We start from the raw sequence: 26,622 nt of genomic DNA, 5'->3' as shown, positions 1-26,622 counted from the left end.
GAGGGCCGCGGCTCAGCTGCCCTCGCCTTCCAGCGCCAGCGGCCGGCCCGCGGGGAGGACGACGGCGTGCTCGGGGAGCACGCCGGTGCGCGAGCGCTGCCGGCCGAGGTAGTACGCGAGGCCGCCGAGCATGATCGCGCCGACGAAGACGAACGCGCCCCACTGCAGGTACCAGTGGTACGGCTCGGTGGCGTTGTAGACCGACCGGCGCGGCCAGGCGATGTTGAGCGCCATCGAGCCGCCCCAGAGGACCGCGAGGACGTTGACCGGCAGGCCCCACCGGCCGAGGGAGAAGTAGCGCCGGCCGTCGGGGCCCGTGGCGGCGGTGCCCGGCCAGTCGCCGCGCAGGCGGCGGACCAGCATCGGGACCGTGACGAGCAGGTACGCCAGGTAGACCATCACGATCGCGATGCTCGTGACGACGGTGAAGATCTGCGGCTGCCGGATGTTCACCAGCAGGATGGCCATCGCGAGCAGCCCGATGACGACGGCCGCGGTGACCGGGGTCTTGTGCGTCGGGTGGACGGCGGCGAGCTTGGGGCTGGCGGGCAGGTTGTTGTCGCGGGCCATGGCGAACATCAGCCGCATGGCGGCGGTGTGGACGGCGAGCGCGCAGACGGTGATCGCGATGACGATGCACACGAGGAAGGCCTTGCCGACACCGCCGGGCAGCGCCTGCAGGATCACGTACTGCAGGCCGCCGGTGCTCGACCCGAGCGCCGGGTCCTTCACGTCGCGCACGGCCATGACGGCGAGCAGCAGGATGAGCCCGCCGAGGACGAACGACGCGCTGATCGCGCGCAGGATCGCGCTGGGGGCCGTGCGGCGCGGGTCGACCGTCTCCTCGCCCAGGGAGCTGGCGGTGTCGAAGCCGTACATGACGTAGCCCGAGGCGATCGAGGCCACCAGGAACGCGCCCAGGTAGCCGAGCGACTGCCCCTCGCCGGCGCCGTTGGTCTGGGTGACCACGTCCGGCCCGCGGCGGGCGGCGAAGGCGAGCAGGACGATGATCAGCACGGCGGCGACCAGCTCGATGATCACACCGGTGCTGTTGATGCGCGTCATGAGCTTCACGCCGTACGCGTTGACCACCGTGGTGAACAGGATCAGCACGCCGGCGAGGATCACGGCGTTGACGGCGAAGTCGTACGTCCCCGTGCCGTCGCCCCAGACCTGGAACCCGGACCAGAGCTGCGGCAGCGTGATCTGGTACGCCAGCGCGACGGCGGCGATGCTCACGATCGAGGCGACCATCATCGTCCAGCCGGCCAGCCAGGCCGTCGTCGCGGTGCCGAGCTTCTTGGCCCAGTTGTAGACCGACCCGGCCACGGGGTAGCGCGCGGCCAGCTCGGCGAAGCAGAGGGCGACCATCAGCTGGCCGACGAAGACGATCGGCCAGGACCAGACGTACGACGGGCCGGCTCCGCTGTAGCCGAAGTAGAACAGCTGGAAGGTCCCGGTGAGGATCGAGATGTAGCTGATCCCGGCCGCGAAGCTGGAGAACCGGCCGATGCTGCGGTCCAGCCGCTCGGCGTAGCCGAACTCGGCCAGGCCGGCGCTGTCTGCGCTGTCGGCGCTGTCTGCGCTGTCTGCGCTGCTCTGGCGCGCGGGAGTGCTCATGCGGTCCCCTCGGTGTGCGCCCGCGACAGTCGCTCCGGGCTGGAGTTCGGCAGCGTAGAGGCTGGCCACCGGCAGGCGCTCGCCGACGCACGGCCGGTACCCGCGTCCGAACCTGGGGGTCGTGCTGACGGCCTCCGGGCCCGGATGCCGTTGCGGCGGCCCGCGTCGGGGACGGTGCGGACCCGGCAGGATGCTGCCCGGACGGCCTGCGGGGGCTGACGGAAGGAGCCGACGTGATCGTGCGGGTGTGGCGTACGCGGGTCGAGCAGGACCGGGCCGCGGAGTACGAGCGGTTCGCCCGCGAGGTGTCGTACCCGATGTTCCGGTCGCAGCCGGGCTACGCCGGCGTCCTCATGGGCCGGGAGGGAGACGACTGCGTGGTCGTCACCCTGTGGAAGACGCGGGCGGACGCCGAGGCGCTCGCCGCCTCATCGGCGTACCTCGCGACCGTCGAGCGGATCGTCGCGCAGGGGTTCCTGCGCGGCGAGCAGTCGACGGTGGCGTTCGACGCGCACCTGGCCGACCTGCCGGGCGGCGTCTGACCCGCCGGCTCAGCGGGCGCGGCGCGCCAGCCGGTCGACGTCGAGCAGCACCACGGCCCGTGCCTCGTGCCGGATCCACCCGCGCTGCTGGAAGTCGGCCAGCGCCTTGTTGACCGTCTCGCGGGAGGCGCCGACCAGTTGGGCCAGCTCCTCCTGGGTGAGGTCGTGGGTGACGTGGACGCCCTCGTCGCCCTGGACGCCGAAGCGGCGGGCGAGGTCGAGCAGGGCCTTGGCGACGCGGCCGGGCACGTCGCTGAAGACGAGGTCCGCGAGGAACTCGTTGGTCCGGCGCAGCCTGCGCGCCAGCGACTGCAGCATCGTGTAGGCCACCTCGGGGCGGCCGCGGATCCACTTGTCGAGGTCCTCGTGGCCGAGCCCGATGAGCGTGGTCTCGGTGACCGCGGTGGCCGTCGCGGTGCGCGGCCCGGGGTCGAACACGGACAGCTCGCCGAACATCTCGCCGGGCCCGAGGACGCCGAGGAGGTTCTCGCGGCCGTCGGCGGCGGTGCGCCCGAGCTTGATCTTGCCCTCGGTCACGACGAAGAGGGTCGAGCCCTCGTCGCCCTCGCCGAACAGGATGTCGCCGCGGGAGAGATGGCGCTCCTCCATGGTGGCGCGCAGCTCTCGGGCGGCCTCGTCGTCGAGGGCCGCGAAGAGCGGAGCCCGGCGTACGTGGTCGTTGACCTGAGCCTCGTCGCTGCTCACGGCCGCAAGTCTGCCCCACCCGGCGGCGGGGAACCGAGGCACCCCGCCGGATCTTGGCCGAACTTCCGGCGGGGTACCGGGAACCGGGGCGCGCGGCCCGTCCGGCGCGCCCCTGCCGTGCGCGCCGGTCAGAGCGGCAGCGCCACCAGGCACTGGCGAGGGTCCTCCGCGTACCGCGCGACGAGCTCGCGGGTGGCGAGGTCGAGCCGCTCGTGCAGCCCCTTGCGGTACGCCGAGAGCGCCTCGTCCGCGGCCGCCAGCCGGCCCATCAGCTCGGCCCGCGCCTCGTTGTCCTCCGGGTCCACCGCCGACCACAGCGCGACGAGGTCGGGCAGCTCGGGCAGGGCCTCGAGGTCGGGCAGGGCAGCGGCCGCCTCGAGGGTGAGGAAGGCCGAGCGGGCCGGGCCGGACTGGCCGTGCGCCAGCACGTCGCGCAGCCGGTCCGGGCGGTGCAGCCGGGCGGAGTCGAGCACGTCGCAGCGGGCCTGGACGAGCCGGCGCCAGTAGGAGACACGGCTCTCCTCGTTGCCGAGGTCGGAGCGGTACGCCCGCAGCTGGGCGAGCGAGAGGTGCGCGAGTGCCGGGACCCGCGCGGGGGCGGGCTGGCTGCCGCGGCGGACCGGCCCCGCCGGGTTCCGGACGTCCGTTCCGGCCGGATGGTCCGTCGATGCGGACATGTGGTGCCTCCTAGAGTGACGGGCGGTCGGGGCGACGACCGCCCGTTGACGAGGAATAATTCGACCTTGACGCCAAACTGCTTGAGGCGCTAGGGCGCCAGGTCACCCGGACGACCCACCCCGGGCGCCGTAGGCTGGCACCCGTGCCGCCGCGTTCCCGATCCGCCCGAGCGTCGACCCCGGCCACCGGGCCCGCGGCACCGCCGACAGGGGAGCCTCCGACCGGCGAGTCGCGCACCGCCCTGGTCCGGCGGGCGCGCCGGATCAACCGGGTGCTCGCCGAGCGCTATCCCGACGCGCACTGCGAGCTGGACTTCACCAATCCGCTCGAGCTCCTCGTCGCCACCGTGCTGTCCGCGCAGACGACCGACGTCCGGGTCAACTCCGTGACGCCGCGCCTGTTCGCCAAGTACCGCACGGCGACCGACTTCGCGTCGGGCGACCGCGAGGACCTCGAGACGATCCTGCAGCCGACCGGCTTCTTCCGGGCCAAGACGCAGTCGGTCATCGGGCTCGGCCAGGCGCTCGTCGAGCGCTTCGACGGCGAGGTGCCCAACCGGCTCGAGGACCTCGTCACCCTGCCCGGCGTCGGGCGCAAGACCGCGAACGTCGTGCTGGGCAACGCCTTCGGCATCCCGGGGATCACGGTCGACACACACTTCGGCCGGCTGTCCCGGCGCTTCGGCTGGACCGCCTCCGAGGACCCGGTCCAGGTCGAGCACGAGGTGGGCTCGCTGTTCGACAAGCGCGACTGGACGATGCTCAGCCACCGGCTGATCTTCCACGGCCGGCGCACGTGCCATGCCCGCAAGCCCGCGTGCGGCGCCTGCCCGGTCGCCCGGCTCTGCCCGGCGTACGGCACCGGCGAGACCGACCCGGAGAAGGCGCGCAAGCTGGTCAAGGACGTGCCGCCTGCGCAGCTCGAGGCGCCCGCCGGCGCGCACTCCGAGGACGTGTCCCCGCTCGGGACGCTCGCGTGAGCTCGGACGCCTCCGACCTGCCGGAGGCGCTCGCCCCGCTGTCGCGCGTCGTGCGCGGCGGCCGTCGCGAGGACTTCAGCCGCCACCCCGTCCCGGCCGAGGGCGGCCGGGCCTCGGCGGTGCTGCTGCTGTTCGGCGGCGGGCCCGACGGCGTCGACGTCCTGCTGCTGCAGCGGGCCGAGGGGCTGCGCCACCACCCCGGCCAGGTCGCCTTCCCCGGCGGCAGCCTCGACGAGGAGGACGCCGGGCCGGTCGAGGCCGCGCTGCGCGAGGCCGCCGAGGAGACCGGGCTGGACCCGCGCGGCGTCGCGGTGCTCGGGGAGCTGCCCGCGCTCTTCCTGCCGCCGAGCGGCTACCTCGTGACGCCGGTGCTCGGCTGGTGGCGTACGCCCAGCGCGGTGGCCCCGGGCGATCCCGCGGAGGTGGCGTCGGTCCACCGCGTGCCCGTCGCCGAGCTCGTCGACCCGGCCAACCGGCTCCGCGTGCTGCACCCGTCCAGCGGCTTCGTCGGGCCTGCGTTCCGCGTCCGCGGGCTGCTCGTCTGGGGGTTCACGGGCAGCCTGCTCGCCTCGGTGCTGCGCCTCGCCGGCTGGGACCGCCCGTGGGACCAGACGGCCGAGCCCCTGGACATCTCGACCACGCTGCCGCCCACGGAGGTCCCGGTGCCGGACGGCGGGCCGAGCGGGGGCGACGGGGCGTGATCCTCGACATCGCGCTGGTGGTCGCGATCGTCTCGTTCGCGTTGTCCGGCTTCCGCCAGGGCTTCCTCGTCGCCGTGCTCGGGTTCGTCGGCTTCCTCGGCGGTGGTGTCGCCGCGATGGTGTTCACCCCGCGGGTCGTGGGTGACTGGAGCCCCGGGCCGGGGCAGGTGCTCGCCGCGGCCTCGGTGGTGGTGGTCGCCGCCGTGCTCGGGCAGCTGCTGCTCACCGGCGTCGGGGGGCGGCTGCGCCGCCTCCTCGTCTGGGGCCCGGCCCGGCTCGTCGACTCAGCGCTGGGCGCGCTGCTGAGCGTGCTGGGGCTGCTCGTCGTGACGTGGTTCCTCGGCACGGCCGTCCGCGGGGCCGAGCTGCCGCGGCTGTCCAAGGCGGTCGGGGAGTCGCACGTGCTGCGCGCGGTCGACTCGGCGATGCCCGACACGAGCCAGCACTTCTTCTCCTCGTTCCGCACGCTGCTCGACGACGGGTCCTTCCCGCAGGTCTTCGGCGGCCTCGCTCCCGAGCGGATCCTGCCGGTGGAGCCGCCCGACGCGGGCGTCGTGCAGACCCGCGGCATCGCCGCCGCCCGCCGCAGCATCGTGCAGGTCAGTGGCTCCTCCAAGGACTGCGACCGGCGCATCGAGGGCAGCGGGTTCGTCTACGCCCAGCACCACGTGCTCACCAACGCGCACGTCGTCGCCGGCGTGACGCAGCCGACCGTGCAGGTCGGCGGCGTCGGCGAGGTCTACAAGGCGCGCGTCGTCGCCTTCGACTTCACCCGCGACGTCGCCGTCCTCTACGTCCCCGACCTCGAGGCGAAGGCGCTGCCGCTGGTGGACGGCGCGGGGCGCGGCGACTCCGGAGTGGTCGCCGGTTTCCCGCGCGGCGGGCCGTTCCGGCTCGACGCCGCCCGCGTGCGCGAGGTCATCCAGGCCCGCGGGCCGAACATCTACAACACCCGGACCGTCAGCCGCGAGGTGCTCTCGCTGTACGCCCGCATCCAGCCGGGCAACTCGGGCGGCCCGCTGCTGTCCCCGTCCGGAGGCGTGATCGGCATGGTGTTCGCCAAGTCCGTCGACGACGCCGAGACCGGGTACGCCCTCACCGTCGCCGAGCTCTCGCCGGTCGCCGACGGGGCGCGCGCCGCCACGAAGGCGGTGGACACGAGGGCGTGCGCGGCGTGACGCGCCCCCGGCGCGAGCAGGAGCGGGGCACGGTCCCCCGCTGGCCGTTCCACGCCCTGCTCGTCCTGCCGGCCGCGGCCTACCTGTGGTCGGGCTCGTACCCGGGTCGGCACACGGCGTGGTGGCTCGTCGGCGTCCTCGGCCTGGCCGCCGGCGCCCTCGTCTGGGCCGGGCGGCTCGTCGCGAACCGCGTGCTCCGCGCGCCGTGGTCCTGGTGGTTCCTCGTCGCGCCGGTGGCCGGCGCCCTCGTGCTCGGCCTCGCCGTCGCGGACGGGCCGCTGCGCGCGCGGTGGGAGCTGGGCCGGGGGGAGCTCGACGCCGCCGCGCGCCGGGTGCTCGCCAGCGGCAACGGCGAGCCCACCCCGCTGCGGCTGGGGACGTACACGATCACCTCGCTCGAGCCGGTCCCGGGCGGCGTGCTGATGGACGAGGCGACCGGCGACGGGGGCACGGGACGGGCCGGGTTCGCCTACCTGCCCGAGGGCGGGCTGCAGCGGCTGGCGGACGAGGGCTACCTCTCGCTGTCCTGGTGGCGGCCGCTCGGCGACGGCTGGTACGCCTGGTCCGACGGCTCTTAGCGTCTGCTCAGCGCGTCACAGCCGACCCACAGCCTCGTGACAGAGCCGTGCCGGGCTGGGCGCAGAAGGTGGTGTCACCAAGGACCGACCACGAGGGGGCCGCCGTGACCCAGCGCCAGACATCGACACCGACCTACGAGGGCCGTGTGCTGCCGCGACCGGACGAGGAGGTCGTGGACCAGGGCCTCGGGTTCGACATCGGGACCCTGCTCGGGCGGAGGCAGGCGCTGCGCGCGTTCGGCCTCGGCGCGCTGGGGCTGGGGCTCGCGGCCTGCGGCACGTCGTCCGCCGCCTCCTCCGCGAGCGCGACGACCGGCAGCACGCCCAGCGCCACCGCAAGCACCTCCGCGACCGGCGAGATCCCCGACGAGACCGCCGGGCCGTACCCCGGGGACGGGTCGAACGGCCCGGACGTGCTCGAGGAGAGCGGCATCGTGCGCAGCGACATCCGCTCCAGCTTCGGCGACTCCTCGGGGACGGCCGAGGGCGTGCCGATGACGCTGGAGCTCACGGTTGCGGATCTCGCGAACGGCGGTTCCCCCTTCGAGGGGGTGGCGGTGTACGTGTGGCACTGCACTCGCGAGGGCGGCTACTCGATGTACTCCGACGGCGTCACGGACCAGAACTTCCTGCGCGGCGTGCAGATCGCCGACTCCGCGGGCACGGTGCGGTTCACCAGCGTCTTTCCCGCTTGCTACGACGGGCGGTGGCCTCACATCCACTTCGAGGTCTATCCGGACGCCGACAGCATCACCGATGTGGCGAACGTGATCGCCACGTCGCAGGTCGCGCTCCCCAGGTCGACCTGCGAGACCGTGTACGCCCAGCCCGGCTACGAGGCCTCGGTGACGAACCTCGCGAAGGTCAGCCTCGACAGCGACAACGTCTTCGGCGACGACGGCGGGGCGCTGCAGCTCGCAACCGTCACCGGGGACGTGTCGGCCGGGCTCACCGTCTCCCTGCCGGTCCGCGTCGACACCAGGACCACCCCGACCGGGGGCGGGCAGCCGCCCAGTGGTGGCGGGGCGCCGGGCGGCATGGGCGGGCAGCCGCCGAGCGGGGGGCGGCCGGCGGCGGGCGGGTGAGGTGACGTCCGCGGCGCCACGGGGACGAAGGCGGTGTCCTGCCACCGCGCACGTGCCCTTCGCGCCGGGGAAGTCAGCTGTGCACGACGCCCCGCGACGTCGCGCCCGGCGGGCTCGGGCGCCCTGAGCGGCGGTCGTGCACGCCCGCGGTGCCAGGGAGTCCTTCGCGGTGGCAGGACACCGCGGAAGTGCCCCTGACACCGCGAGAGTCAGCGCACCAGCCCGTGCGCCCTGGCCGGCGGCAGCCACGTCGGGTACTCGTGCAGGATCGCGTCGTACAGCGTGTCGTCGTCCAGCGCGTCGACGTCGTCGGCCTCCACGAAGGACGCGTTGTCCACGAGCCGGCCGGGGACGGAGGTGTCGAGCCGGCGCAGGTAGTCGAAGCGCGCGGGCTTCGCGTCCTCCGGGCTCGCGGTGACGCCGAGGAACGCGAAGAAGACGCCTTCCGCGCTGGCGGCGACGAGCTGCGCGGTCGCCGCGGTGCGTGAGTCCGGGGCGCCGTCGGTGAGGAAGAGGCAGAGCGTCGGGACGGCGTACGCCCCCGAGGGGTCCGCGAACGGGTCGCCCGCTCCCGCGATGTCGCGCACGAGGTGCATGGCCCCCGCGTAGTTCGTGCGCCCCAACCGGTGCCCGGCGGTCATCCGGTCGATCCCGCCGCGGTAGTCGGCCAGCGTCAGCGCGCCGGCGCGCCAGGCCTCGGTCCCGAACAGGACGACGTCTATCGCGCCGTCGTCGTCCAGGCGGGTGGCGAGCGCGAGCACCCGCTCCGCGAGCGCCTGCACCCGGCCACTGCGGTAGAGCGGGCGCATCGAGCCGCTGTGGTCGACGGCCAGGACGACGCGCGCCCGGTGGCCGGCGAGCCGGTGCTTGTCGAGGCTGCCCGCGGCCCGCTCCGTCAGGTCCACGAGCCCCGGTGGGACCTTCTCGAGCGGCACCGCCACGTACGCCTCCGCAGCCTCGGATCCGCCGGGAGGCTAGCGGGGCCGGAGCGCTGCGCACGCGGCGACGTGCGCAGCGCTCCGGCGGCCTCAGCCCAGCAGCGTCCTCAGGGCGCCGGCGTCGAACATCGTGTCGGCGTCGACCACCGAGCCGTCGAGCCGCAGCTGCGGAGTGCTGGTGTTGCCGTCCTTGCTGGCCTGCTCGTCGACCTGCCGGGCCCAAGGGGCGTACTTCTGCGAGCGCACCGCCTGCTCGAAGCTGTCGCCCGTCAGGCCGACGCCGCGGCCGATCTCCAGCAGGTCCTCGACGGTGTAGCCGCCCGTCCGCTCCTCGGGCTGGTGCTCGTAGAGCGCGCGGTGGAACTCGGGGAACTTGCCTTCGTCCGACGCGGCGGCCAGGGCGGCAACGGCGCGCACGGACTCGTCGCCGAGGAAGCTGCGCAGCCGGTACTCCACGCGAACGCTGCCCGCCTCGACCGCCGCCGCGATGGCGTCGGCCGACTCGCCGCGCTCGAGCTCCCCGCAGTACGGGCACTGCGGGTCCTCGAACACCACGAGCGTGCGCGGGGCCGACGCGGAGCCGACCGCGATCCCGCCGGAGGCGGTGGCCGCCGCCGGCACGACGACCGGCGGGGCGGGCTCGGTCGCCTCGGCGACGGCGATCGCGGCCAGCGGGGCCGCGAGCAGGGCGACAGCGGCGCCGAGCGAGACCAGCCGCAGGCGGGAGCGGTGCGCGTCGAGCGCGGACGCGTAGCGCGCCTTCTCGGCCTGCGCGCGCCGGGCCGCGGTGCGCGAGGAGCCCGTCTCGGTCGCGGCGGGCGGCTGCGGCGCGCGAGGCCGCGGCGCGAGCCGGGAGGTGCCGAGGGCCGCGAGCCCCACGGCGAGCGCGAGCAGCAGCGAGTCGCGCACGATCTCGGCGGTGTACGCCGGGTCCTCGGTCGGGCCGCCCCCACCGAAGCAGCCGCAGTCGATCTCGAGGCCGCGGGCGGCGGCGCTGACGATGCCGATCAGGAACACGACGAGCAGGCCCGCCGTGACCGAAGCCGCCAGGCGGAGGGCGACGCCGGTGAGGAGGAGCAGGGCGAGCACGAGCTCGAACGCGGGCAGCCCGCGCCCGACGAGGGTCTCGAGCCAGCCGGGCAACAGGTCGTAGGCGCGGACCGCGCGCACGGTCGCGGCGGGGTCGCCGATCTTGGTGACGGCGGCGTACCCGAGGACGCCGGCGAGCAGCAGCCGCGCGGGGACGGCACACCACTCCAGGGCGGGGCGCAGCCGGGAGGAGGTGGACGGGGGAGTCGGCAGGGCCGGGGCGGACGGCGTCGGCGGTACCGACACGGCAGAAGGGGACATCAGGCATCTCCGGACACGGAAGGGGGCCGCGGCGGGCTCCGTGTCGCGGGTCGCCCGCCGTCAGGCCGGGGTGAGGTGGCTGGGCAGGGCGCGGCGCGGCGCCCGGGCCCTCGGCGGGCCCCTCCGGGCCGTCGCCCGGGCCAGGACCAGGCCCGCGAGCGGGACAGGGGCGTCGTGGCCCCCGCGCACCCGGCGCGGGCCGGCGGGCGTGCCCGGGAGGAGGAGCGCGGCGAGCAGGTCGAGGAGTCGCCGCAGCGGGATCGTGAGCAGCCGTCCGGCGTCCGCGAGGGCGTCCAGCGCGCCGTCGACCAGCCGGCGGGCGCCGCGCAGCAGCAGGGCGAGCACCAGGCAGGCGCCCAACTGGGCGGCGAACAGCCCCCAGCCCGCCTGGGCGGTGAGCGTGGCGAACGGGCCGGCCCCCGGGGCCGGGGTCGGCGGGCAGCAGACGATGGCGCGCGCGCCGTGGGTGGTGAGCGAGCCGCTGGCGGCCAGCGTCAGCGCCTGGGCGCCGATCTGGGCCACCGCGAGGACGGCGGTCAGCGCGAGGACCCGGGTCGTGCGCGCCGCGAGCGGCCAGAGCAACAGGGCGAGGGCGATGCCGCCGACCGCGAGGGCGGCGACGGGAGGGGTGTCCCCGGCGCTGTCCGCGCGCAGGGCCACGAACCCGCCGGTCGCGTACGCCGCGGTGACGGCAGCGAGGAGCGCGCCCGAGCTCCCGCGCGTCCCCGCTCTGCCCTGCACGTCCCTCCTCGACCGGTCGTCCTCCAGCGTCGCACACTGCTGGCGCGGCGACAGGGCCCTTCCTCCCGTCCTCAACGAGCGAGCGTGGCGTCCTGCTCCACGGTGCGGCCGACGGCAGGGGTGGTCCGCGGCTATCGGCCGGGGACGGCGCCGGTGCGCAGGAGGTAGGGCGCGTAGAACGTGGTGAGCGCCGCATCGAGGTCGACGGCGGGGTCGAGCAGCCACTGCACCTGCAGCCCGTCCATCGCTGGACGAGCTCATCGCGCTCGTGGCGCGCTAGCAGGCGGCCGGAAGGCTCGAGGCCGACACGGCGGCCCGCACGCTCCCGGTGCGGCGCCGAGGCGATCCTCGCCCGGCTGCAGGCGGCCGAGGACCGCGAGGACGGTGTCCGATCGGTGGGCGCCTCAGGTGCACGACACCGTCGACGGGGTACTCCTCGGGCTGACCAGCGCAACCGAGACGAGGAGGCCGGGACGCATGAGCGAGCAGGCGCCTGAGGGCGTAGAGCGCGGCGCGTCCGAGGAGCTCAGCGGCGCGCCGCTGACCGAGACCGAGATCGAGACGTCGAAGAAGCCCGAGGACCGGGACAGCAACGTCTGAGCCCTGGTGGGCGGAGCCCCGGGCCCGAGGGCCCGGGGCCGGACGGCCGGCGCTGCTGCGCAACGGGTGCCCGCGTCGGCGTCCGTCGGGCAGGCCCGGCGCCGGTTGGCCGCCGCTCGTCCCGTTCCGAGCACGTCGTCCCAGGTGAGGGAGCCGCCGGGAGGGCCGGCCCGGCCGCAGCGCTTCTGCACGTCACAGCGGGCCGGCGCGGCCACACCTTCGCCAGCGCGGTCTGCACCAGGTCCTCGGCCAGTCGGGCCCCCGGTGAGCAGCCGCGCGGTCCGCAGCAGCGCTGCCCGGCGGGCCAGGACGTCCTCCTGCCACCCCTCCGGCTCTTTCACCTGCTGCCCCCCTGTCGTCCACGCTGCTTGCACCGGTTGACCGGGGCAGAAGGCCGACACCGCTCCGGCGCCACGGCGGCGACGGCGAAGGTGCGGGCTGCTGGCGGGCGACACCTGGGCGAGGGGTGTCCCCCGACCCATCGGAGACGCGCTCGTGCCCGCAAGCGGTCTCTTCCCGACACCACGAGGAAGTTCTTCGACCCCTGTGTCGAAACCGGCCTGGCCCGCTCGTCGCACCGACGAGCGGCCGGTACCTCGCCGGCCCCGCGCCGGAGGAGTCGACATGGCCACCACTACCGCCCCCGCGTACACCCCGAGCCTGCCCCGCGGGCAGCGGCTGCCCTTCCTGCTCCAAGCTCTCGCCGCCACGCTCGTGGCCAGCGCCGCCACCATGACCGTCGCCGCGACGGGCAAGGCTGCCGGCGTGAGCCTGGACGTGTCCGGGGCGCCGATCCCGGTGTCCGGGTTCGCGGTGCTGACCGCGATCTGCTCGGCGATCGGGCTCGTGCTCGCCGCCGTGCTGGCGCGGTGGGCGGCCCGCCCGCGCCGGACGTTCGTGCGTGCCACGGTGGCCCTGACCGCGCTCTCGCTGGTCCCCGACCTCGTCGCCGACGCGGCGTGGCCGACGCGCGCGCTGCTGATGCTGACCCACCTGGTCGCGGCGGCCGTCGTCATCCCGACGGTGGCTGCCCGGCTGCGGGCCTGAGGCAGGGCGCCCCGCTGCAGGTCAAGAGGTCAGGCGGTGACGTCAGCGGCGCACCGGAAGCCCATGTGCCCGGTGGTCGAGTCGGGCGTGTTCGAGGTGCGGGCGGCGACGCGGTAGCGGTTGCAGTAGGACGCGTGGCAGAGGTACGACCCGCCACGCACGACACGGGCTTCACCTGTCGGCGGGCCCTCCGGGTCGACCCGGGTCTCCTCCCGCTCCTCCGCGTGCCAGCTGGTGCTCCAGCGGTCGGAGCACCACTCCCAGACGTTGCCCGAGGTGTTGTAGAGACCGTAGGCGTTGGGCCGGTACGCCTTCACGGGCGCGGTGCCGACGTAGCCGTCCTCCTGGGTGTTGACCGTGGGGAACGTGCCCTGCCAGATGTTGCACCTGTGCTGGCCGCGCGGGGTCAGCTCGCCGCCCCACGGGAACCGGGCCTGCTCCAGGCCGCCCCGGGCGGCCATCTCCCACTCGGCCTCCGTCGGCAGCCGCTTGCCCGCCCAGGCCGCGTACGCCGCCGCGTCGTGCCACGACACGTGGGTGACGGGGTGGCTCTGCCGGGACGACACGTCGGAGCCGGGGCCCTCGGGACTGCGCCAGGACGCGCCGCGCACGGCCCGCCACCAGGGCGCGCTCGGGACGCTGCCGTCCATGACGTGCGGGGCGGCGTCGGGGCCGAGCAGCAGGTGGAAGACGAACGACCAGCCGTAACGCTCGGCGTCCGTGACGTAGCCGGTCGCCTTCACGAAGGTCGCGTACTGCGCGTTGGTCACCGCGGTCGTGTCGATGAGGTACGCCGACAGCCGCACGGCGCGGACCGGGCCCTCCCCGTCGGCGGGGAACTGGTCGGGGTCGTCGCCGCCCATGAGGAACTCGCCGCCGGCGATCCGCGCCATCCCGCGGGCCACGTCCTTCGGGGAGCGGGCCGGGACGTCGAAGGGCAGTGGCCGGGCGCTCTCGGGCAGCAGGTCGAGAGGGGCGCCCTGGGGTGCGGTCCCGAGGGCGGTCGGCGTCGGGACGGACGGCCCGCAGCAGTCGCTCACCCCTCCATTGTGGCCCCGCTCCCGCCGGGGCGTCGGCTGCGGGGAACCGCTGGCAGCGCACGTGAATGTTGCGCAAATACCGTTGCGTGCGGGAGGAACAGAGGCCCGGGGCTCCTCGGCGAACGGTTGGTCCCGCGAAGCATCTGCTCACGGAGGAGCGCGCTCGCGACGGCGGACAGCAATCGTTTCCGCTCGCGGGCTGCGGAGCCCCTTGACCCGGTTGACATGAGGGTTAATGTCCCCCCTGTACCCCGGGTCCGGCGTCGCCGGGAAGGAGGAGGTCGGCCCTCGCCAGGCCGCCTTGGCCGGACGCCATCCAAGCCTCCGGCGCTTGCGTGTTGGTCGACGAAGATCAACGAAAGGAACCTAGAGCTCATGCGGAGAGCAGTCGCTCTAACCTGCGCAGCAGTCACTCTCGGAGCAGCGGCGATCGCCGCGCCCACCACCGCCAACGCCGTTCGCGGGCCGGCCACCCGGCCGATGCCGCCCGCCGCAGACTTCCAGCGGGTCCCGCTGAACGAGGACCCCGGTGAGCCCATGGCGCTCGCCGTCCTTCCCGACCGCCGCGTCCTGCACAGCGCCCGCACGGGGCAGCTGCGGGTCAACGACCCCCGGACCGGGCTCAACACCCTCGTCGCGGACTTCCGCGAGGCCCCCGCCGGGCTCTACCAGCACGACGAAGAGGGCCTGCAGGGCATCGCCGTCGACCCGAACTTCGCCGAGAACCGCTGGGTGTACGTCTACTACTCCCCGGCCCTGAACACGCCGCTCGACGACCCGAGCACCCCGTTGTTCAACGAGGGCGACGCCCCGATGATGGGCACCCTCGCCGACTTCGCCCGCTTCCGCGGAGTGCTTCGCCTCTCGCGGTTCAAGATGACGGGCAACACCCTCGACTTCGGCAGCGAGCAGCGGATCATCGACGTGCCGACCGACCGCGGCCTCTGCTGCCACGTCGGCGGCAAGATCGACTTCGACAGCGAGGGCAACCTCTATTTGTCGACCGGTGACGACACCAACCCGTTCTTCTCCGAGGGCTACACCCCGATCAACGACAACCCGACCGGGATCGCGGCGACGCCGTTCCAGAACCCCGGCCTGGACGCCCGGCGCACCTCGGGCAACACGAACGACCTGCGCGGGAAGGTGCTGCGTATCCGGGTGGGCGCCAACGGCGGCTACACCGTGCCGGAGGGCAACCTCTTCCGGCAGGGCACGCCCAACACCCGGCCCGAGATCTACGTGATGGGCCTGCGCAACCCGTTCCGGTTCGCGGTCGACCGCGAGACCGACCAGCTCCTGCTGGGTGACTACTCCCCGGACGCGCCGAACCCCAACGCGAACCGCGGGCCGCAGGGCCTCGGCCGGTGGATGGTCATCACCGAGCCGGCGAACTACGGCTGGCCCTACTGCATGGCCCCGGACATCCCGTACCGCGACTACACCTTCCCGCCGGTCGGAGCGCCGACCGGCACGCAGGGGACGCCCGGTGAGTGGTTCAACTGCGGCGCACCGGTGAACGACTCCGCGTGGAACGCCGACATCTCCTCCGGCGGCACGCAGATCACCTTCCAGGGCCAGCGGGTCCTGCCCCCGGTCCAGCAGCCGCAGGTCTGGTACGACTACGGTAACAGCGCGCTCTTCCCCGAGGTCAACGGCGTCTCGCCCTTCACCGGCCCGAACGGCACCACGGTCGGCGGCAACGGCGTCAGCCCGATGGGCGGCCCGATGTACCACTTCAGCCGCTCGAACCCCTCGCAGGTCAAGTGGCCGGAGTACTACGACGACGCCGCACTGTTCTACGAGTGGAGCCGGGACTACATCAAGGAGATGCGGATCAACAGCCGCGGCGACCTGATCGACATCCGCGATGTCGGGCCGGTCGGCCTCGTCGACAACCCGATGGACATGGAGTTCGGCCCCGACGGCGCGCTCTACGTCCTCGACTACGGCGACGGCTACTTCTCGGAGAACCCCGAGGCGCAGCTCGCGCGCATCGACTTCACCCGGGGCAACCGCACCCCGACGGTGCGGGTGGCGGCGACGCCGTCCCAGGCGCCCACTGCGCCGCTGACGGTGACGTTCTCCAGCGCGGGCACCAGCGACCCCGACGGCGACCGCCTGCAGTACCAGTGGGACTTCAACGCCGACGGGATCTTCGACTCCACCAGCGCCAACCCGACCTTCACCTACTCGGCGCTCGGCATCTACGACGCGACGCTGAAGGTCACCGACCGCACCGGCCGCTGGGCGTCCAGCTCGGTCCGGGTACGCGTCGGCAATGCGCCGCCGACCGTGCAGCTGCAGCTGCGCACGGCCGCGGGAGCCCCGTTGACCAACAACAACTTCCGCTTCGGCGACGCGGTCCAGTTCACCGTGAACGTGACCGACGACCAGCCGGTCGACTGCACGCGGGTCCAGGTGGCCTACATCCTCGGCCACGACGCGCACGGGCACCCGCAGAACTCGACCGCGGGCTGCACCGGCACGATCCAGACGCCTCCGCTGGACAGCGCGCACGCCACCTCGGGCAACATCGCCGCGGTGTTCGTCGCGCAGTACACCGACAACCCGCCCGGTGGGCAGCCTCCGCAGACCGGCAGCACCCAGACGATCATCCGGCCCCCGACAGGCACCAACCCGTGACGACGTGATGTCGTCCGCCTGAGCGGCCGGTCAGGGGAGCGGGGCGCCACCCACGGGTGGCGCCCCGCTCTGCGTGTGTCGGAAGCCGACCGGGTCGTGCCGGCCGGGCCGTGGCGCGAGCCGCCGGGTGGGTGTGCCAGGCCTACCGCAGCAGCAGCAGCAGGGCCTGCCCCGCGACGGCGGAGCTCGCCAGGGCCGAAGCGGTGAGCCGGCCGCGCGGCGCCGTGAGCACCTGCCCGAGCACCGCGCCGCCACCGACCAGCACGAGCTGCCAGCTGGCGGAGGCGACGAACGCCGCCGTGACGAACACCGTTCGCTCCATCGTGTCGTCGAGCGCCGTGGCCGCGCCGCCCGCGACGAGGGCCGTGAAGTAGACGACGGTCGTGGGGTTCAGCAGGGTGAGCCCGAGCAGCGCGCCGAACGCCCGTGCCGGCGTCATCGCCGGCGGGCCCGCCGGCGTCGGCCCGGGGGCGCGGTACGCCCGGACGGAGCGGGCCGCGATCGATGCGGAGACGGCGAGCAGCACCCCCGCGAACACCAGCTCCATCGGCCCGGCGACGGGCTCGAGCACTGCGGCGGCAGCCCCGCCCCCGGCCACGGCTGCCGCCGCGTACACGAGGTCGGCGGTCGCGACGCCGAGTGCGGCGCAGGCGCCGACCAGCACACGGGCCCGGGCGGTCAGGGCCACCAGGTAGGCGCCGACGGCCCCGACCGGAACGGCGATGCCGTAGCCCGCGACCAGCCCGGCGAGCAGGGCCGCCGTCACGGCAGCGGCAGGCGTCGCCTCCGGCGCAGGCCGGTCCGCTGCTGCAGGCCGACCGACGGGGCCGTCGTCGGGAGCAGCGGGGCCGGCACAGGGGTCATGGGGAGATGCTGGAGGGGACCGAGGTGCCCGGCAAGCCCTTTAGCTCGGCCTCCGGGATGTGTGCCACCGCATCGGCGAGGGCGAGCGGCAGCAGCACTCGGAAGGTTGCGCCGGCGCCGGGCGCGGTGTCGACGCCGACCGTCCCGCCGTGGGCCGCGACCAGCGCGGCCACGATGGACAGGCCCAGCCCGGTGCCGCCCGCTGCGCGCGTCCGGGAGGCGTCGGTCCGGAAGAACCGCTCGAAGATCCGTGCCGCGTCCTCCGGCGCCAGCCCCGGCCCCTCGTCGCGGACCTCGAGCAGCGCCCACCGGGTGCCGTCCACGTCGGCCGTCCCGACCCGTACCGTCACGGGTGTGCCCGGCGGGGTGTGCACGAGCGCGTTGCGGACCAGGTTGCCGAGCACCTGCCGGAGCCGGGCGTCGTCGCCGAGGACGACGGGGGACGGGTCGGCGCCGACCGTCTCCAGCGTGACGGGCCGTTCGGGGTCCATCGCCCCGGCGTCGAGCACGGCGTCGCTCGCGAGCGTCGCGAGATGCACGCGCGCGCGCTCGAGCGGCCGCTGCTGGTCGAGGCGGGCGAGCAGCAGCATGTCCTCGACGAGCCCGCCCATGCGCTGGGCCTCGTCCTCGATGCGCCGCATCACCTGGTCGACGTCGGAGCGCTCCTGCACGGCGCCCTGGCGGTAGAGCTCCGCGAAGCCGCGGATCGACGTCAGCGGGGTGCGCAGCTCGTGGCTGGCGTCGCCGACGAAGCGGCGCATCCGCTCCTCCGACGAGCGGGCACTGGCCTCGGACGCAGCACGACTCCGGAATGCTGCTTCCACCTGCGAGATCATCGAGTTGAACGTGCGGGACAGCCGGCCGACCTCGGTGCGCGGGTCGCTCTCGCGTACGCGCCGGGAGAGGTCGCCGGCGGCGACGGCCTCGGCGGTGCGCTCGACGTCGACGAGCGGCTTGAGCGAGGAACGGACCACGAAGTAGCCCGCGACGCCGAGGAGCGCGAGAACGGCGATGCCGACGAAGAGCTCGATGAGGCGGAGCCGCTTCAGGGTGTCGTCGATGCCGCTGAGGCTCACGGCCACCGTCGCGCTCGACACGACGACCTGCGAGCCGTTCGACTTCGTGAAGAAGATCTGGCCGCTGTACGGCACGACGACCGCTCGCCAGGTGCCGCCGCCGGACTCCGAGGGGACGGTGAAGACCTTGCTCGCGCGCTTCCTGGCTTCGGGCGTCGGGATCTGCGGCAGGTCGGGCTCGCCCGTGGAGCGCCCCAGCTGGGTGTAGGCCTCGGTGCCGTCGGCTGCGTTGAGGCGGACGACGTAGATCGAGTACTGGGGGCCGTCCGAGCGCGGCGCCTGCCCGCTGAGCGTCGCCAGGATGGACCTGGCGACGTCGGGCGCATCGTTGCGCAGATCGGTGTCGACCTGTCCCTGCAGCGAGCTGCGCAGCAGGGACGTCGCGGCCAGCCCGGTCAGCACGAGCGCCAGGGCGACCAGCGCGAGCATCGCCCCGACCAGGCGTACCCGAAGCGGAGTACGTGCATTGAGTTGCTGCAGTGCAGTGACGGGCTTCACGGCCGGGTCAGGCGCGCGGCAGCCGCAGGACGTACCCGACCCCGCGCAGCGTGTGGAGCAGCCGCGGCTCGGTCGTGTCGACCTTGCGGCGCAGGTAGGAGACGTAGGACTCGACGACGTTGGCATCCCCGCCGAAGTCGTAGTTCCACACGGCGTCGAGGATCTGCGCCTTGCTCAGCACCCGGCCCGGGTTCTGCAGGAAGTAGCGGAGCAGCTTGAACTCCGTCGGGGAGAGCGGGACGAGCTCGCCGTCCTTGTGGACCTCGTGGGTCTCCTCGTCGAGCTCGATGTCGGCGAAGCTCAGGCGGGCGGTGTCCGCGGGCGCCGCCTCGCCGGCACGGCGGAGCACGGCGCGGATGCGGGCGACGACCTCCTCCAGGCTGAACGGCTTGGTCACGTAGTCGTCGGCGCCGAGCGTCAGCCCGCCGATCTTGTCCTCCGTGGCGTCCTTGGCCGTGAGCAGCACGACCGGGACCCGCGAGCCGTTCTCCCGCATCCGGCGCAGCACGCCGAAGCCGTCCAGGCCGGGCATCATCACGTCGAGGACGACCAGGTCCGGGCGCGTGGACTCGGCCAGGCTCAGCGCCTGCTGCCCGTCCGCAGCGGTCGTCACGTCGAACCCGGCGAACCGCAGGCTCGCGGAGAGCAGCTCGCGGATGTTGGGCTCGTCGTCCACCACGAGCAGCCGGGCCTCGGCAGCCATCGTCGTCTCCTCACCTCGGTCGTCCGGTACGCAGGGGTGCGCCCGCGGCCCGCCTCCCCAGCATGAGGGACGGCTGGCCGCGGGCGCGACAGGCGGGTCAGTCGGAGGAGCCGAGCGTGACCGTGGCGGTCCGGCTCTGCCCGTCGCGGGTGTAGGCGACGGTCACCCGGTCTCCGACCGAGTGGGTCGAGATCGTGGCGCTGAGGTCGTCGAAGTCCGTGACCGGCTGCCCGTCGATGGCGGTGATGATGTCGCCGGACTGGAGCCCCGCGGCGGCCGCGCCGCTGCCCTCGGTGACGCTGCCGATCTGCGCCCCGGCCGCCCCGGTCGTGGAGTCGGCGGCGCTGACGCCCAGCATCGGGTGCTGGACGGTCTCGCCCTTCTCCAGCTGCGCGGCGATCTTCATGGCGGTGTCGATCGGGATGGCGAAGCCGACGCCGATGCTGCCGGACTCGCCGGAGCCGCTCGACAGCGAGGCGATGGCGCTGTTGATGCCGACCACCTCGCCCGCGGCGTTGACGAGGGCCCCGCCGGAGTTGCCGGGGTTGACGGCGGCGTCGGTCTGGATGGCCCCCTTGAGCGTGGTCCCGCCGCCGGCCGAGGCCTGTGGCAGCCGACCCTGGCCGGGGAACATCGAGTCGGGCTGCTGCTGCTCCTCCTCGGCCGGGATGGAGACGCTGCGGCCGAGCGCGGAGACGATGCCCGCCGACACCGAGCCCTCGAGGCCGAGCGGGTTGCCGATCGCGAGGACCGTGTCGCCGACGTGCAGCTCCGAGCTCTTGCCGATGCTGGCGGCGGTCAGGCCGGAGACGCCCTCGGCCTTGATGACGGCGAGGTCGGTCGAGGGGTCGCGGCCGAGGATGGTCGCCCGCGCGGTCTTGCCGTCGGAGAACTTCACCGTGATCTGCCCGCCGTTCGCGGCGGCGGCGACGACGTGGTTGTTGGTGAGGATCGTGCCGTCGGAGGACAGCACAACGCCGGAGCCCTCGCCCTGGCCTGCGCTGCTCGTGAAGCTCACGGACACCACGCTCGGCGTCACCTTCGCGGCCACCTGGGCGAGCGACTGCGTCGGGGCGGTCACCGTCGTGGAGGCCGCGCTGCCGGAGGCGGCCGGGGCCGCGGTGGCGGCGACGGGGGCCGTGTCGTCGTCGAAGGCCTGCGAGATCGCGGCGCCGGCGGTGCCGCTGCCCAGCGCGACGGCCAGGACGAGCGCGGCCGCCCCCGCCCGCCGGCCCCAGGCGGGCCCGCTCCTCGCGGTGGCCGGCCGCTCGGGGGCCGGCGGCTGCGCGGGCGGTGCGAAGGGGTCGTACGCCGGGGCGTACGCGGACTGCGTCGCACCGTGGGCCGGGGTGTCGTAGCTGCTGCCGTAGCCGAGGGACTGGCCGGGCGCGGCGTACGCGGAGGCCTGCTCCTCGCGCTGCTGGGTCGCGCGGCCGTCCGGGCCCGCCCACCAGGCGCCACTGCTCCGCGCGGCGCCCGAGGAGTACGAGGCGGGGACCTCGAAGTCAGGGCCGTGCGAGTCGCCGTCGTACGGCTGCGAGCTGGTGGTGCGGTCGGTGTGCGTCTCGGTCATGCCACTACTTTCGGCCGGGCCGCTGCAACCCCCCTGGGGGCAGGCTGTGAGTTCGCTGTGGGGCGTTCGCACCACCCCGGGGGCTTACTTCAGCCCGGTCGTGGAGATCCCCTCGACGAGGTAGCGCTGGAAGACCAGGAACACGACAAGCATGGGCAGCGCGGAGACCAGGGCCATCGCCATGAGGCCGGAGTAGTCGGTCGTGTACTGCCCCTGCAGGAAGGTCAGCCCGATCGGCAGCGTGTAGAGGCCCTGGTCCTTAAGGACGATCAGCGGCCAGGCGAACTCGTTCCAGCGGTACATGAACGTGAAGATGACCAGGACCGCGATGAGCGGCTTGCACAGCGGCAGGATCACGCTGCGCAGGATGCGCAGGGTGCCTGCACCGTCGACCCTGGCCGCGTCGATCAGCTCGTCGGGGATCGCCAGCATGAACTGCCGGGACAGGAAGATGCCGAACGCCTCGGCCGCCCGCGGGATGATCACCGCCCAGTAGGTGTTGACCCAGCCCAGCTCGGCGACGATGCGGAACTGCGGGATCATCAGCACCTGCACGGGGATCATGAGCGTGCTGACGATCACGAGCAGCAGGACGCTGCGCCCGGTGAACCGCATCTTGGCGAGCACGAAGCCGGCCACCAGGTTGATCGCGACCGTGATGACGACGGCCACCAGCGCGATCGCGACGGAGTTGACGAGCCAGGTCGAGAACGGCAGCGAGTTCCAGGCGCGCGAGAAGTTGTCGAGCCGCAGCACCGAAGGCCAGAAGCGCAGGTCAGCCGAGTTGAGGTCGCGGTCCGGGGACACGGCGGTCAGCAGCATCCAGAGCAGCGGGAAGGCCATGACGACGGCCAGCACCACGAGGAGCCCGAGCCGCCCCGCGTCCCGGCCGCGCCGCCGCCGGATGCCCGGCCGCCCGGTCGTCAGGGTGCTCACGCGTCCGCCTCCTGGTGCCGGTGCGCCCGCCACCAGACCACGGTGAAAGCCAGTACCAGCACGTAGATCACGACCCCGATCGCCGCGGCGTAGCCCTGCTGGCGGGAGCCGAACCGGCGGCGTACGCGTACGTCACCAGCATCTGGGTCGCGTTGCCCGGGCCGCCGCCGGTGAGGACGAAGATCACGTCGAAGACCTGGAAGGTCGTGATGACCATCATCACGACGAGGAAGAACGTCGTGGGGCGCAGCGCCGGCAGAGTGACGTGGCGGGTCAGCTGCCAGCCGGTCGCACCGTCGACGCTGGCGGCCTCGTAGCGCTCGCGCGGGACGCCCTGCAGCCCCGCCAGGTAGATCACCATGCAGAAGCCGACGTGGCTCCACACGATCACCGCGACGAGCGAGGCGAAGGCGGGCAGGGGCGAGGACTGCCAGGCCACCCCGTCGCCGCCGAACAGCCGGAGGATCTTGTTGACCACGCCGATGTTCTCGTTGAACATCCAGTCCGCCGTCAGGCCGATGACGACCCCGGAGATGACGTACGGCAGGTAGAACACCGACCGGAAGACGGCCCGGCCACGGATGGGCCGGTTGAGCAGGAGGGCCAGCCCGAGGCCGATGGCCAGCGACGCGGGGACCGTGACCGCGACGAAGACGGCCGTGTTGACGAGGGACCGCCAGAAGACGTCGTCGGACGCCATCTGCCGGTAGTTGCCCAGGCCGATCCAGCGCCCCGGGCCGATGCCGCTGGACTCCTGCAGCGCCAGCACGAACGTCATCACCAGGGGCAGCAGCAGGAACAGGCCGAAGAGCACGAGGTTCGGCGCGATGAGCAGGTACGCCGTGGCGCCCTCGCGCACGGCGCGCCCGCGGCGGCGTCGTCGTGCCGGCGGCGCGCCGGGGAAGGCCGCGGTGCGCGCGGCCTGCCCGGGCGGCGCCTGCACGGTCACGACGCGAGCACCTGCTCGATGTCGGCGGACAGCCCGGCCAGGACCTCCTTCGCGTCCCTGCCGCCGTTGAACGCCTGCTCCAGGCGCTCGACGAGAGCGGCGTTGACCTCGTTGAACTCGGGCACCGTGACCTGCTGCACGATCTCCGGCGTGATCGCCCGCGACTGCTCGAGGTAGAGCGCCATCAGGTCCGGGCGCACGGCGTAGTCCAGGTCCGCCGCGTCGATCGAGGTGCGCGTCGGCAGCACGTTGGTCGCGCCGCAGAACTTGGCCATCTGCTCCTCCGAGGCGGCGAACTGCAGGAACTTCGCCGCCTGCTCCTTGCGCCCGGAGGCCGCGGTCGCGACGAGGGCGTTGCCGCCGAGCTCGGCCGTCGCCTGCTCCTTCACCGGCAGGAACGTCGCGCTGACGTCGAACGACGCGCCCTTGTCGATGTCCGCGAGCAGGAAGTCGCCGGCCAGGACGGTGGCGAGCGTGCCGGCGGTGAACAGGTCCCCCACGTACTCGCCCTTGGCGGAGGTGCTGCGCGGCACGTAGCCACCGGAGTAGAGCCCCTGGGTGAAGCGCAGCGGCTCCAGCCCGGCCGGGCTGTCGATCGCCGGGGCCCGCAGGCTCTCGTCGAGCAGCCGGCCGCCCGCCTGCCCGACGAAGTTCAGCCAGCGGTACGCCCCGGCCAGCTGCAGGTTGAGCCCCGTGGCGTACGTGCGCGGCTTCGCTGCCGCCTTCAGCTTGTCCAGCGCGGCGGCGAACTCGTCCCACGTCCACGCCTCGTCGTACGTCTGCGGCAGGGCGCCGAGGCCGGCCGCGGAGGCGGCCTCGGTGTTGACGAGCACCATCGAGGTGTCCGTGTGGTGCGGGACGCCGTAGGGCCTGCCGTCCCGGGACACCGCGGCGTAGAGCGCCGGGCTGAAGCCGCTCGCGTAGTCGCCGGGCACCGAGCCGCTCAGGTCGAGCAGCGCGTCGCGGCTGCTGTAGACCCCGAGGTCGGTGTAGGTCACGCGGAAGACGTCCGGGGCCTGTCCGCTCTGCAGGCCTGCGTCGACGTTCGTGAGCAGCTGGGCGAAGGGGACCTGCTGCAACCGGACCTTGACGCCCTCGGCCTGCTCGAAGTCGGCGGCCAGGGACTGGAACGCCTTCAGCTCGGCGTCGCCGGCCCAGAACATGAACGACAGCTCGTCCGCGTCCCCGCCGGAGTCACCGCCCGGAGAAGCCGCCGCAGCCGGCGAGCGCGAGGCCCGCGGCCGAGTACCCGGCCAGGCCCAGGAACTGTCGGCGGTCGATCGGCATGGCTGCGCCTCCGTGCGCGGGGATCAAGGCACCTCTTTCTAGAGGCAGACGTCGGCCCGCGCATCTTGAATGATGCCGGTTCGGCCCGGATCGCGGACAGAGATCGCCGGCGTAGGGTCGTCCCTGGCGGGAAGGAGCCTCCCCGTCCGTCTCCGGCCCGCGACGTCGACGCAGCACCGCGACCGGCCGGAGCCCCCTGCCGCGTCAACGCGCACGCCGGCACAGCGAAGTGAGGAACCACCATGGCTCAGAACACCGTCTCCCGCTCCTTGCACGACGTCGGGCTCGCCGCCTGGTTCGGCGGGACGCTGGCCAACGCGGTCGCGCTCAACCCGGCTGCGAGCGCCGCCTCCGGGGCACGCTCGACCGGGGCCGTCGCCAACGCCGGCTGGGACCGCTGGACGCCGGTGAACGCCGCGGCGATCGGCGCGCACCTGCTCGGAAGCGTCCTTCAGCTGAGCGGCAACAAGGAGCGGGTGAAGTCCCAGCAGGGCGTGGCGTCGATGAGCCTGCTCAAGACCGGGATCACCGCCGCCGCGCTCGGCGTGACCGCGTACAGCCGCGTCCTCGGCCGCAAGGTGTCGGCCCACGCCGACGTCCCCGCCGAGTCCGGCACCGAGCCGTCCGGCGGCACTCCGCCGGAGGTCGCGGCCGCCCAGAAGCAGCTGCGCCTGCTGCAGTGGGCCATCCCCGGCCTGACCGGGGCGCTCGTCGTCATCAGCGCCTACGCGGGGGAGCAGCAGCGCCCGACCGAGGTGAAGAAGGGCGTGGCCGAGCGGTTGCTCGGCGCCTGAGCGGTCCGAGCCGGCAAGACCGGTTCGGTCAGGCGCTGGTCAGCTGGGGGCGGCGCGAGACGGTGCGCTCCTCACCGCCCCGCTCCACCTCGGCGGCCAGCGCCTGCGCCCACACGACCAGTGCGTCCACCGCGATCGCGTAGGGCGGATGCTCGGCAGAGCCGGCGATCCGCAGCGCCCCGCGTCGCAGCAGGCGCGCGGCCCCGGCGGCGTTGCCGCGCTCGGCGTGCGTGAGACCCACGGCGAGCTGTGCGAGCCCCTTCCACAGCTCGCGCTCCTCCGGCGGGGCCGCCTTCCAGGACCCCTCGAGCACCTCGTGCGCGTGGAACGGGCGCCCCGCGTCGATCAGCCGCTGCGCCTCGGCCAACGCGTCGACCGGCGGGAGCACGAAGTCGTCCGGTACGCGCTCGACGCCCTCGGCCCCGTGCGGCAGCGGCCGGCCGAGGGCGTCGCGCGGGCGGGCGTTGCGCGCGCGGCCTTCGGGGTCGCGGTCGCGCCGCACGCCCGGAGGCGGGGTCGGCTGCGCGGTCGAGTCGCTCAACGGTCCGGCTCGGGGTCGGCCAGCCAGCCGAGCAGCTCGGCGGCGAACGCCTCGGGGCTCTCCTCGTGCGGGAAGTGGCCCACGCCGCCGAGCAGCCGCCAGCGATAGGGCGCCTCGACGTACAGCCCCGACCCCTGGGCGCTGCGCGGGAGCACGGCACGGTCCGCGGCACCGTGCAGGTGCAGCACCGGGACCCGGACCGGCTCGCGCATCGCGCGGGCGAAGCGGACCCCGTCGGGGCGCGGGAGCGAGCGCACCGCCCACCGGGAGTACTCGAGCGAGCAGTGGGCGACGCCCGGCACCTGCGCCGCGGCCCGGTAGACCGCGGCCTCCTCGGCGCTGGGCCATCCGGGGGCGGCCCAGGCGCGCAGCAGCTGCTCGACGTGGGCCGCGTCGTCGCGCAGCAGCTTGCGCTCGGCGAGCACGGGGAGCTGGAACCCGAGGACGTGGCCGCTGCGGCGCAGCTGCTGCGGGTCCCCGCGCAGCGCCTCGCGCATGCGTCGCGGGTGCGGGGCGCTCACCGCGCAGAGCCGGCGGACGACCTTGGGGTGCGCGACCGCGGTCGACCAGGCGAGCATGCCGCCCAGCCCGTGGCCGACGACGACGGCGTCGGCCGCCCCCAGCGATCGGACCACACCGGCGATGTCGGTCGCGAGGGTGGCCGGGTCGTACCCGCGCGGAGGCTTGTCGCTGGCGCCGAAGCCGCGCAGGTCCATGGCGGCGGCCCGGTAGCCGGCGCCCGCGAGGGCGGTCAGCGCGTGCCGCCACGCCCACCAGAACTCGGGGAAGCCGTGCAGCAGCAGGACCAGCGGGCCGCTGCCCACTTCGGCGACGTGGAAGCGCGCACCGTTGGCGGCCACCATGCGGTGCTCCCACGGGCCGTCACGCAGGATCGCCGATGCGTCGGGCGCCTCCATGGGCGCAGCCTGCCACAGGAACCGGCGTTTGTGACCCTCCTGTGACGTGGGACGCG

The 26,622-nt window shown here is 74.0% G+C and carries 27 protein-coding genes; 10 read left to right on the top strand and 17 right to left on the bottom strand.

Features of this window, described 5'->3' with window-relative positions:
- Positions 1 to 12 precede the first annotated feature (12 nt).
- Positions 13 to 1,620, bottom strand: coding sequence for an APC family permease (locus tag G9H72_RS03800; RefSeq protein ID WP_166167479.1), 1,608 nt, complete (start codon positions 1,618 to 1,620; stop codon positions 13 to 15).
- Positions 1,621 to 1,853: 233 nt separating this feature from the next.
- Between G9H72_RS03800 and G9H72_RS03795 the strand changes: the two genes are divergently transcribed.
- On the top strand, positions 1,854 to 2,162 hold the full coding sequence (locus G9H72_RS03795) for an antibiotic biosynthesis monooxygenase family protein (protein ID WP_166167476.1): 309 nt from the start codon (positions 1,854 to 1,856) through the stop codon (positions 2,160 to 2,162).
- A 9-nt stretch (positions 2,163 to 2,171) separates the two neighbouring features.
- Here G9H72_RS03795 and G9H72_RS03790 read toward each other — a convergent pair whose 3' ends face one another.
- Both G9H72_RS03790 and G9H72_RS03785 read right to left on the bottom strand, forming a co-directional pair.
- On the bottom strand, positions 2,172 to 2,867 hold the full coding sequence (locus G9H72_RS03790) for a Crp/Fnr family transcriptional regulator (RefSeq protein ID WP_331271951.1): 696 nt from the start codon (positions 2,865 to 2,867) through the stop codon (positions 2,172 to 2,174).
- 128 nt (positions 2,868 to 2,995) lie between these two features.
- Positions 2,996 to 3,544: an RsiG family protein gene (locus G9H72_RS03785; RefSeq protein ID WP_196790635.1), complete on the bottom strand. Its 549-nt coding sequence runs from the start codon at positions 3,542 to 3,544 to the stop codon at positions 2,996 to 2,998.
- A 143-nt stretch (positions 3,545 to 3,687) separates the two neighbouring features.
- On the opposite strand from G9H72_RS03785, the gene nth reads away from it, so the two are divergent.
- From nth to G9H72_RS21240, 5 genes are all read left to right on the top strand, one after another.
- Positions 3,688 to 4,524, top strand: coding sequence for an endonuclease III (gene nth / locus G9H72_RS03780; RefSeq protein ID WP_331271950.1), 837 nt, complete (start codon positions 3,688 to 3,690; stop codon positions 4,522 to 4,524).
- The gene (locus tag G9H72_RS03775; protein WP_331271949.1) at positions 4,521 to 5,225 is read left to right on the top strand and encodes an NUDIX hydrolase; all 705 of its coding nucleotides are present in this window, start codon (positions 4,521 to 4,523) and stop codon (positions 5,223 to 5,225) included. The genes nth and G9H72_RS03775 overlap by 4 nt, the downstream gene beginning before the upstream one ends.
- A complete protein-coding gene (locus tag G9H72_RS03770) occupies positions 5,222 to 6,403 on the top strand; it encodes a MarP family serine protease (RefSeq protein ID WP_166167473.1) in 1,182 nt (393 codons plus the stop codon). The genes G9H72_RS03775 and G9H72_RS03770 overlap by 4 nt, the downstream gene beginning before the upstream one ends.
- The gene (locus G9H72_RS03765; protein WP_166167470.1) at positions 6,400 to 6,981 is read left to right on the top strand and encodes a hypothetical protein; all 582 of its coding nucleotides are present in this window, start codon (positions 6,400 to 6,402) and stop codon (positions 6,979 to 6,981) included. The genes G9H72_RS03770 and G9H72_RS03765 overlap by 4 nt, the downstream gene beginning before the upstream one ends.
- A 104-nt stretch (positions 6,982 to 7,085) precedes the next feature.
- Positions 7,086 to 8,066: an intradiol ring-cleavage dioxygenase gene (locus G9H72_RS21240; protein ID WP_166167467.1), complete on the top strand. Its 981-nt coding sequence runs from the start codon at positions 7,086 to 7,088 to the stop codon at positions 8,064 to 8,066.
- Positions 8,067 to 8,275: 209 nt separating this feature from the next.
- Here G9H72_RS21240 and G9H72_RS03755 read toward each other — a convergent pair whose 3' ends face one another.
- The 3 genes from G9H72_RS03755 to G9H72_RS03745 all read right to left on the bottom strand — a co-directional run bounded on the left by G9H72_RS03755 (position 8,276) and on the right by G9H72_RS03745 (position 11,095).
- Positions 8,276 to 9,007, bottom strand: coding sequence for a VWA domain-containing protein (locus G9H72_RS03755; RefSeq protein ID WP_166167464.1), 732 nt, complete (start codon positions 9,005 to 9,007; stop codon positions 8,276 to 8,278).
- Positions 9,008 to 9,094: 87 nt separating this feature from the next.
- Positions 9,095 to 10,339, bottom strand: coding sequence for a MauE/DoxX family redox-associated membrane protein (locus tag G9H72_RS03750; protein ID WP_331271948.1), 1,245 nt, complete (start codon positions 10,337 to 10,339; stop codon positions 9,095 to 9,097).
- Positions 10,340 to 10,414: 75 nt separating this feature from the next.
- Positions 10,415 to 11,095 carry a hypothetical protein gene (locus tag G9H72_RS03745; RefSeq protein WP_166167458.1) on the bottom strand — a complete coding sequence of 227 codons (681 nt, stop codon included), beginning with the start codon at positions 11,093 to 11,095 and terminating at the stop codon, positions 10,415 to 10,417.
- A 477-nt stretch (positions 11,096 to 11,572) separates the two neighbouring features.
- On the opposite strand from G9H72_RS03745, the gene G9H72_RS22210 reads away from it, so the two are divergent.
- Positions 11,573 to 11,695 (top strand): hypothetical protein, encoded by a 123-nt coding sequence (locus G9H72_RS22210; protein WP_269204974.1) that lies wholly within the window; start codon positions 11,573 to 11,575, stop codon positions 11,693 to 11,695.
- Positions 11,696 to 12,319: 624 nt separating this feature from the next.
- The gene (locus tag G9H72_RS03740) at positions 12,320 to 12,742 is read left to right on the top strand and encodes a DUF6069 family protein (protein WP_231126194.1); all 423 of its coding nucleotides are present in this window, start codon (positions 12,320 to 12,322) and stop codon (positions 12,740 to 12,742) included.
- A 29-nt stretch (positions 12,743 to 12,771) separates the two neighbouring features.
- Here the strand turns inward: G9H72_RS03740 and G9H72_RS03735 are convergent, their stop codons facing one another.
- Positions 12,772 to 13,635 (bottom strand): formylglycine-generating enzyme family protein, encoded by an 864-nt coding sequence (locus G9H72_RS03735; protein ID WP_166167862.1) that lies wholly within the window; start codon positions 13,633 to 13,635, stop codon positions 12,772 to 12,774.
- 522 nt (positions 13,636 to 14,157) lie between these two features.
- On the opposite strand from G9H72_RS03735, the gene G9H72_RS03730 reads away from it, so the two are divergent.
- Positions 14,158 to 16,428: a PQQ-dependent sugar dehydrogenase gene (locus G9H72_RS03730; RefSeq protein ID WP_166167455.1), complete on the top strand. Its 2,271-nt coding sequence runs from the start codon at positions 14,158 to 14,160 to the stop codon at positions 16,426 to 16,428.
- A 142-nt stretch (positions 16,429 to 16,570) separates the two neighbouring features.
- Here G9H72_RS03730 and G9H72_RS03725 read toward each other — a convergent pair whose 3' ends face one another.
- The 8 genes from G9H72_RS03725 to G9H72_RS03690 all read right to left on the bottom strand — a co-directional run bounded on the left by G9H72_RS03725 (position 16,571) and on the right by G9H72_RS03690 (position 24,314).
- Positions 16,571 to 17,194, bottom strand: coding sequence for a LysE family transporter (locus G9H72_RS03725; protein WP_166167452.1), 624 nt, complete (start codon positions 17,192 to 17,194; stop codon positions 16,571 to 16,573).
- Between the two features lie 94 nt (positions 17,195 to 17,288).
- Positions 17,289 to 18,797: a sensor histidine kinase gene (locus G9H72_RS03720; RefSeq protein ID WP_166167449.1), complete on the bottom strand. Its 1,509-nt coding sequence runs from the start codon at positions 18,795 to 18,797 to the stop codon at positions 17,289 to 17,291.
- Between the two features lie 76 nt (positions 18,798 to 18,873).
- Entirely contained in the window at positions 18,874 to 19,569 is a 696-nt protein-coding gene (locus G9H72_RS03715; protein WP_166167446.1) for a response regulator transcription factor, read from the bottom strand.
- A 97-nt stretch (positions 19,570 to 19,666) separates the two neighbouring features.
- A complete protein-coding gene (locus G9H72_RS03710) occupies positions 19,667 to 21,142 on the bottom strand; it encodes a S1C family serine protease (RefSeq protein ID WP_166167443.1) in 1,476 nt (491 codons plus the stop codon).
- Positions 21,143 to 21,226: 84 nt separating this feature from the next.
- The gene (locus G9H72_RS03705; RefSeq protein WP_331271946.1) at positions 21,227 to 22,078 is read right to left on the bottom strand and encodes a carbohydrate ABC transporter permease; all 852 of its coding nucleotides are present in this window, start codon (positions 22,076 to 22,078) and stop codon (positions 21,227 to 21,229) included.
- Between the two features lie 67 nt (positions 22,079 to 22,145).
- A complete protein-coding gene (locus tag G9H72_RS03700) occupies positions 22,146 to 23,027 on the bottom strand; it encodes a carbohydrate ABC transporter permease (RefSeq protein ID WP_166167440.1) in 882 nt (293 codons plus the stop codon).
- The gene (locus tag G9H72_RS03695) at positions 23,024 to 24,190 is read right to left on the bottom strand and encodes an ABC transporter substrate-binding protein (protein ID WP_166167437.1); all 1,167 of its coding nucleotides are present in this window, start codon (positions 24,188 to 24,190) and stop codon (positions 23,024 to 23,026) included. The genes G9H72_RS03700 and G9H72_RS03695 overlap by 4 nt, the downstream gene beginning before the upstream one ends.
- A 31-nt stretch (positions 24,191 to 24,221) precedes the next feature.
- Positions 24,222 to 24,314 carry a twin-arginine translocation signal domain-containing protein gene (locus G9H72_RS03690; protein ID WP_166167434.1) on the bottom strand — a complete coding sequence of 31 codons (93 nt, stop codon included), beginning with the start codon at positions 24,312 to 24,314 and terminating at the stop codon, positions 24,222 to 24,224.
- 242 nt (positions 24,315 to 24,556) lie between these two features.
- Between G9H72_RS03690 and G9H72_RS03685 the strand changes: the two genes are divergently transcribed.
- Complete coding sequence (locus G9H72_RS03685) at positions 24,557 to 25,108, top strand: hypothetical protein (RefSeq protein ID WP_166167431.1); 552 nt, start codon at positions 24,557 to 24,559, stop codon at positions 25,106 to 25,108.
- Positions 25,109 to 25,136: 28 nt separating this feature from the next.
- Here G9H72_RS03685 and G9H72_RS03680 read toward each other — a convergent pair whose 3' ends face one another.
- Complete coding sequence (locus G9H72_RS03680; RefSeq protein ID WP_166167428.1) at positions 25,137 to 25,649, bottom strand: DUF309 domain-containing protein; 513 nt, start codon at positions 25,647 to 25,649, stop codon at positions 25,137 to 25,139.
- The gene (locus tag G9H72_RS03675; protein WP_166167425.1) at positions 25,646 to 26,566 is read right to left on the bottom strand and encodes an alpha/beta fold hydrolase; all 921 of its coding nucleotides are present in this window, start codon (positions 26,564 to 26,566) and stop codon (positions 25,646 to 25,648) included. Before G9H72_RS03675 ends, G9H72_RS03680 begins: the two co-directional genes overlap by 4 nt.
- Between the last annotated feature and the right edge of the window lie 56 nt (positions 26,567 to 26,622).

It is taken from the genome of Motilibacter aurantiacus (assembly GCF_011250645.1).
Lineage (GTDB): Bacteria > Actinomycetota > Actinomycetes > Motilibacterales > Motilibacteraceae > Motilibacter_A > Motilibacter_A aurantiacus.
This window is presented reverse-complemented; position numbering and strand designations above follow the sequence as displayed.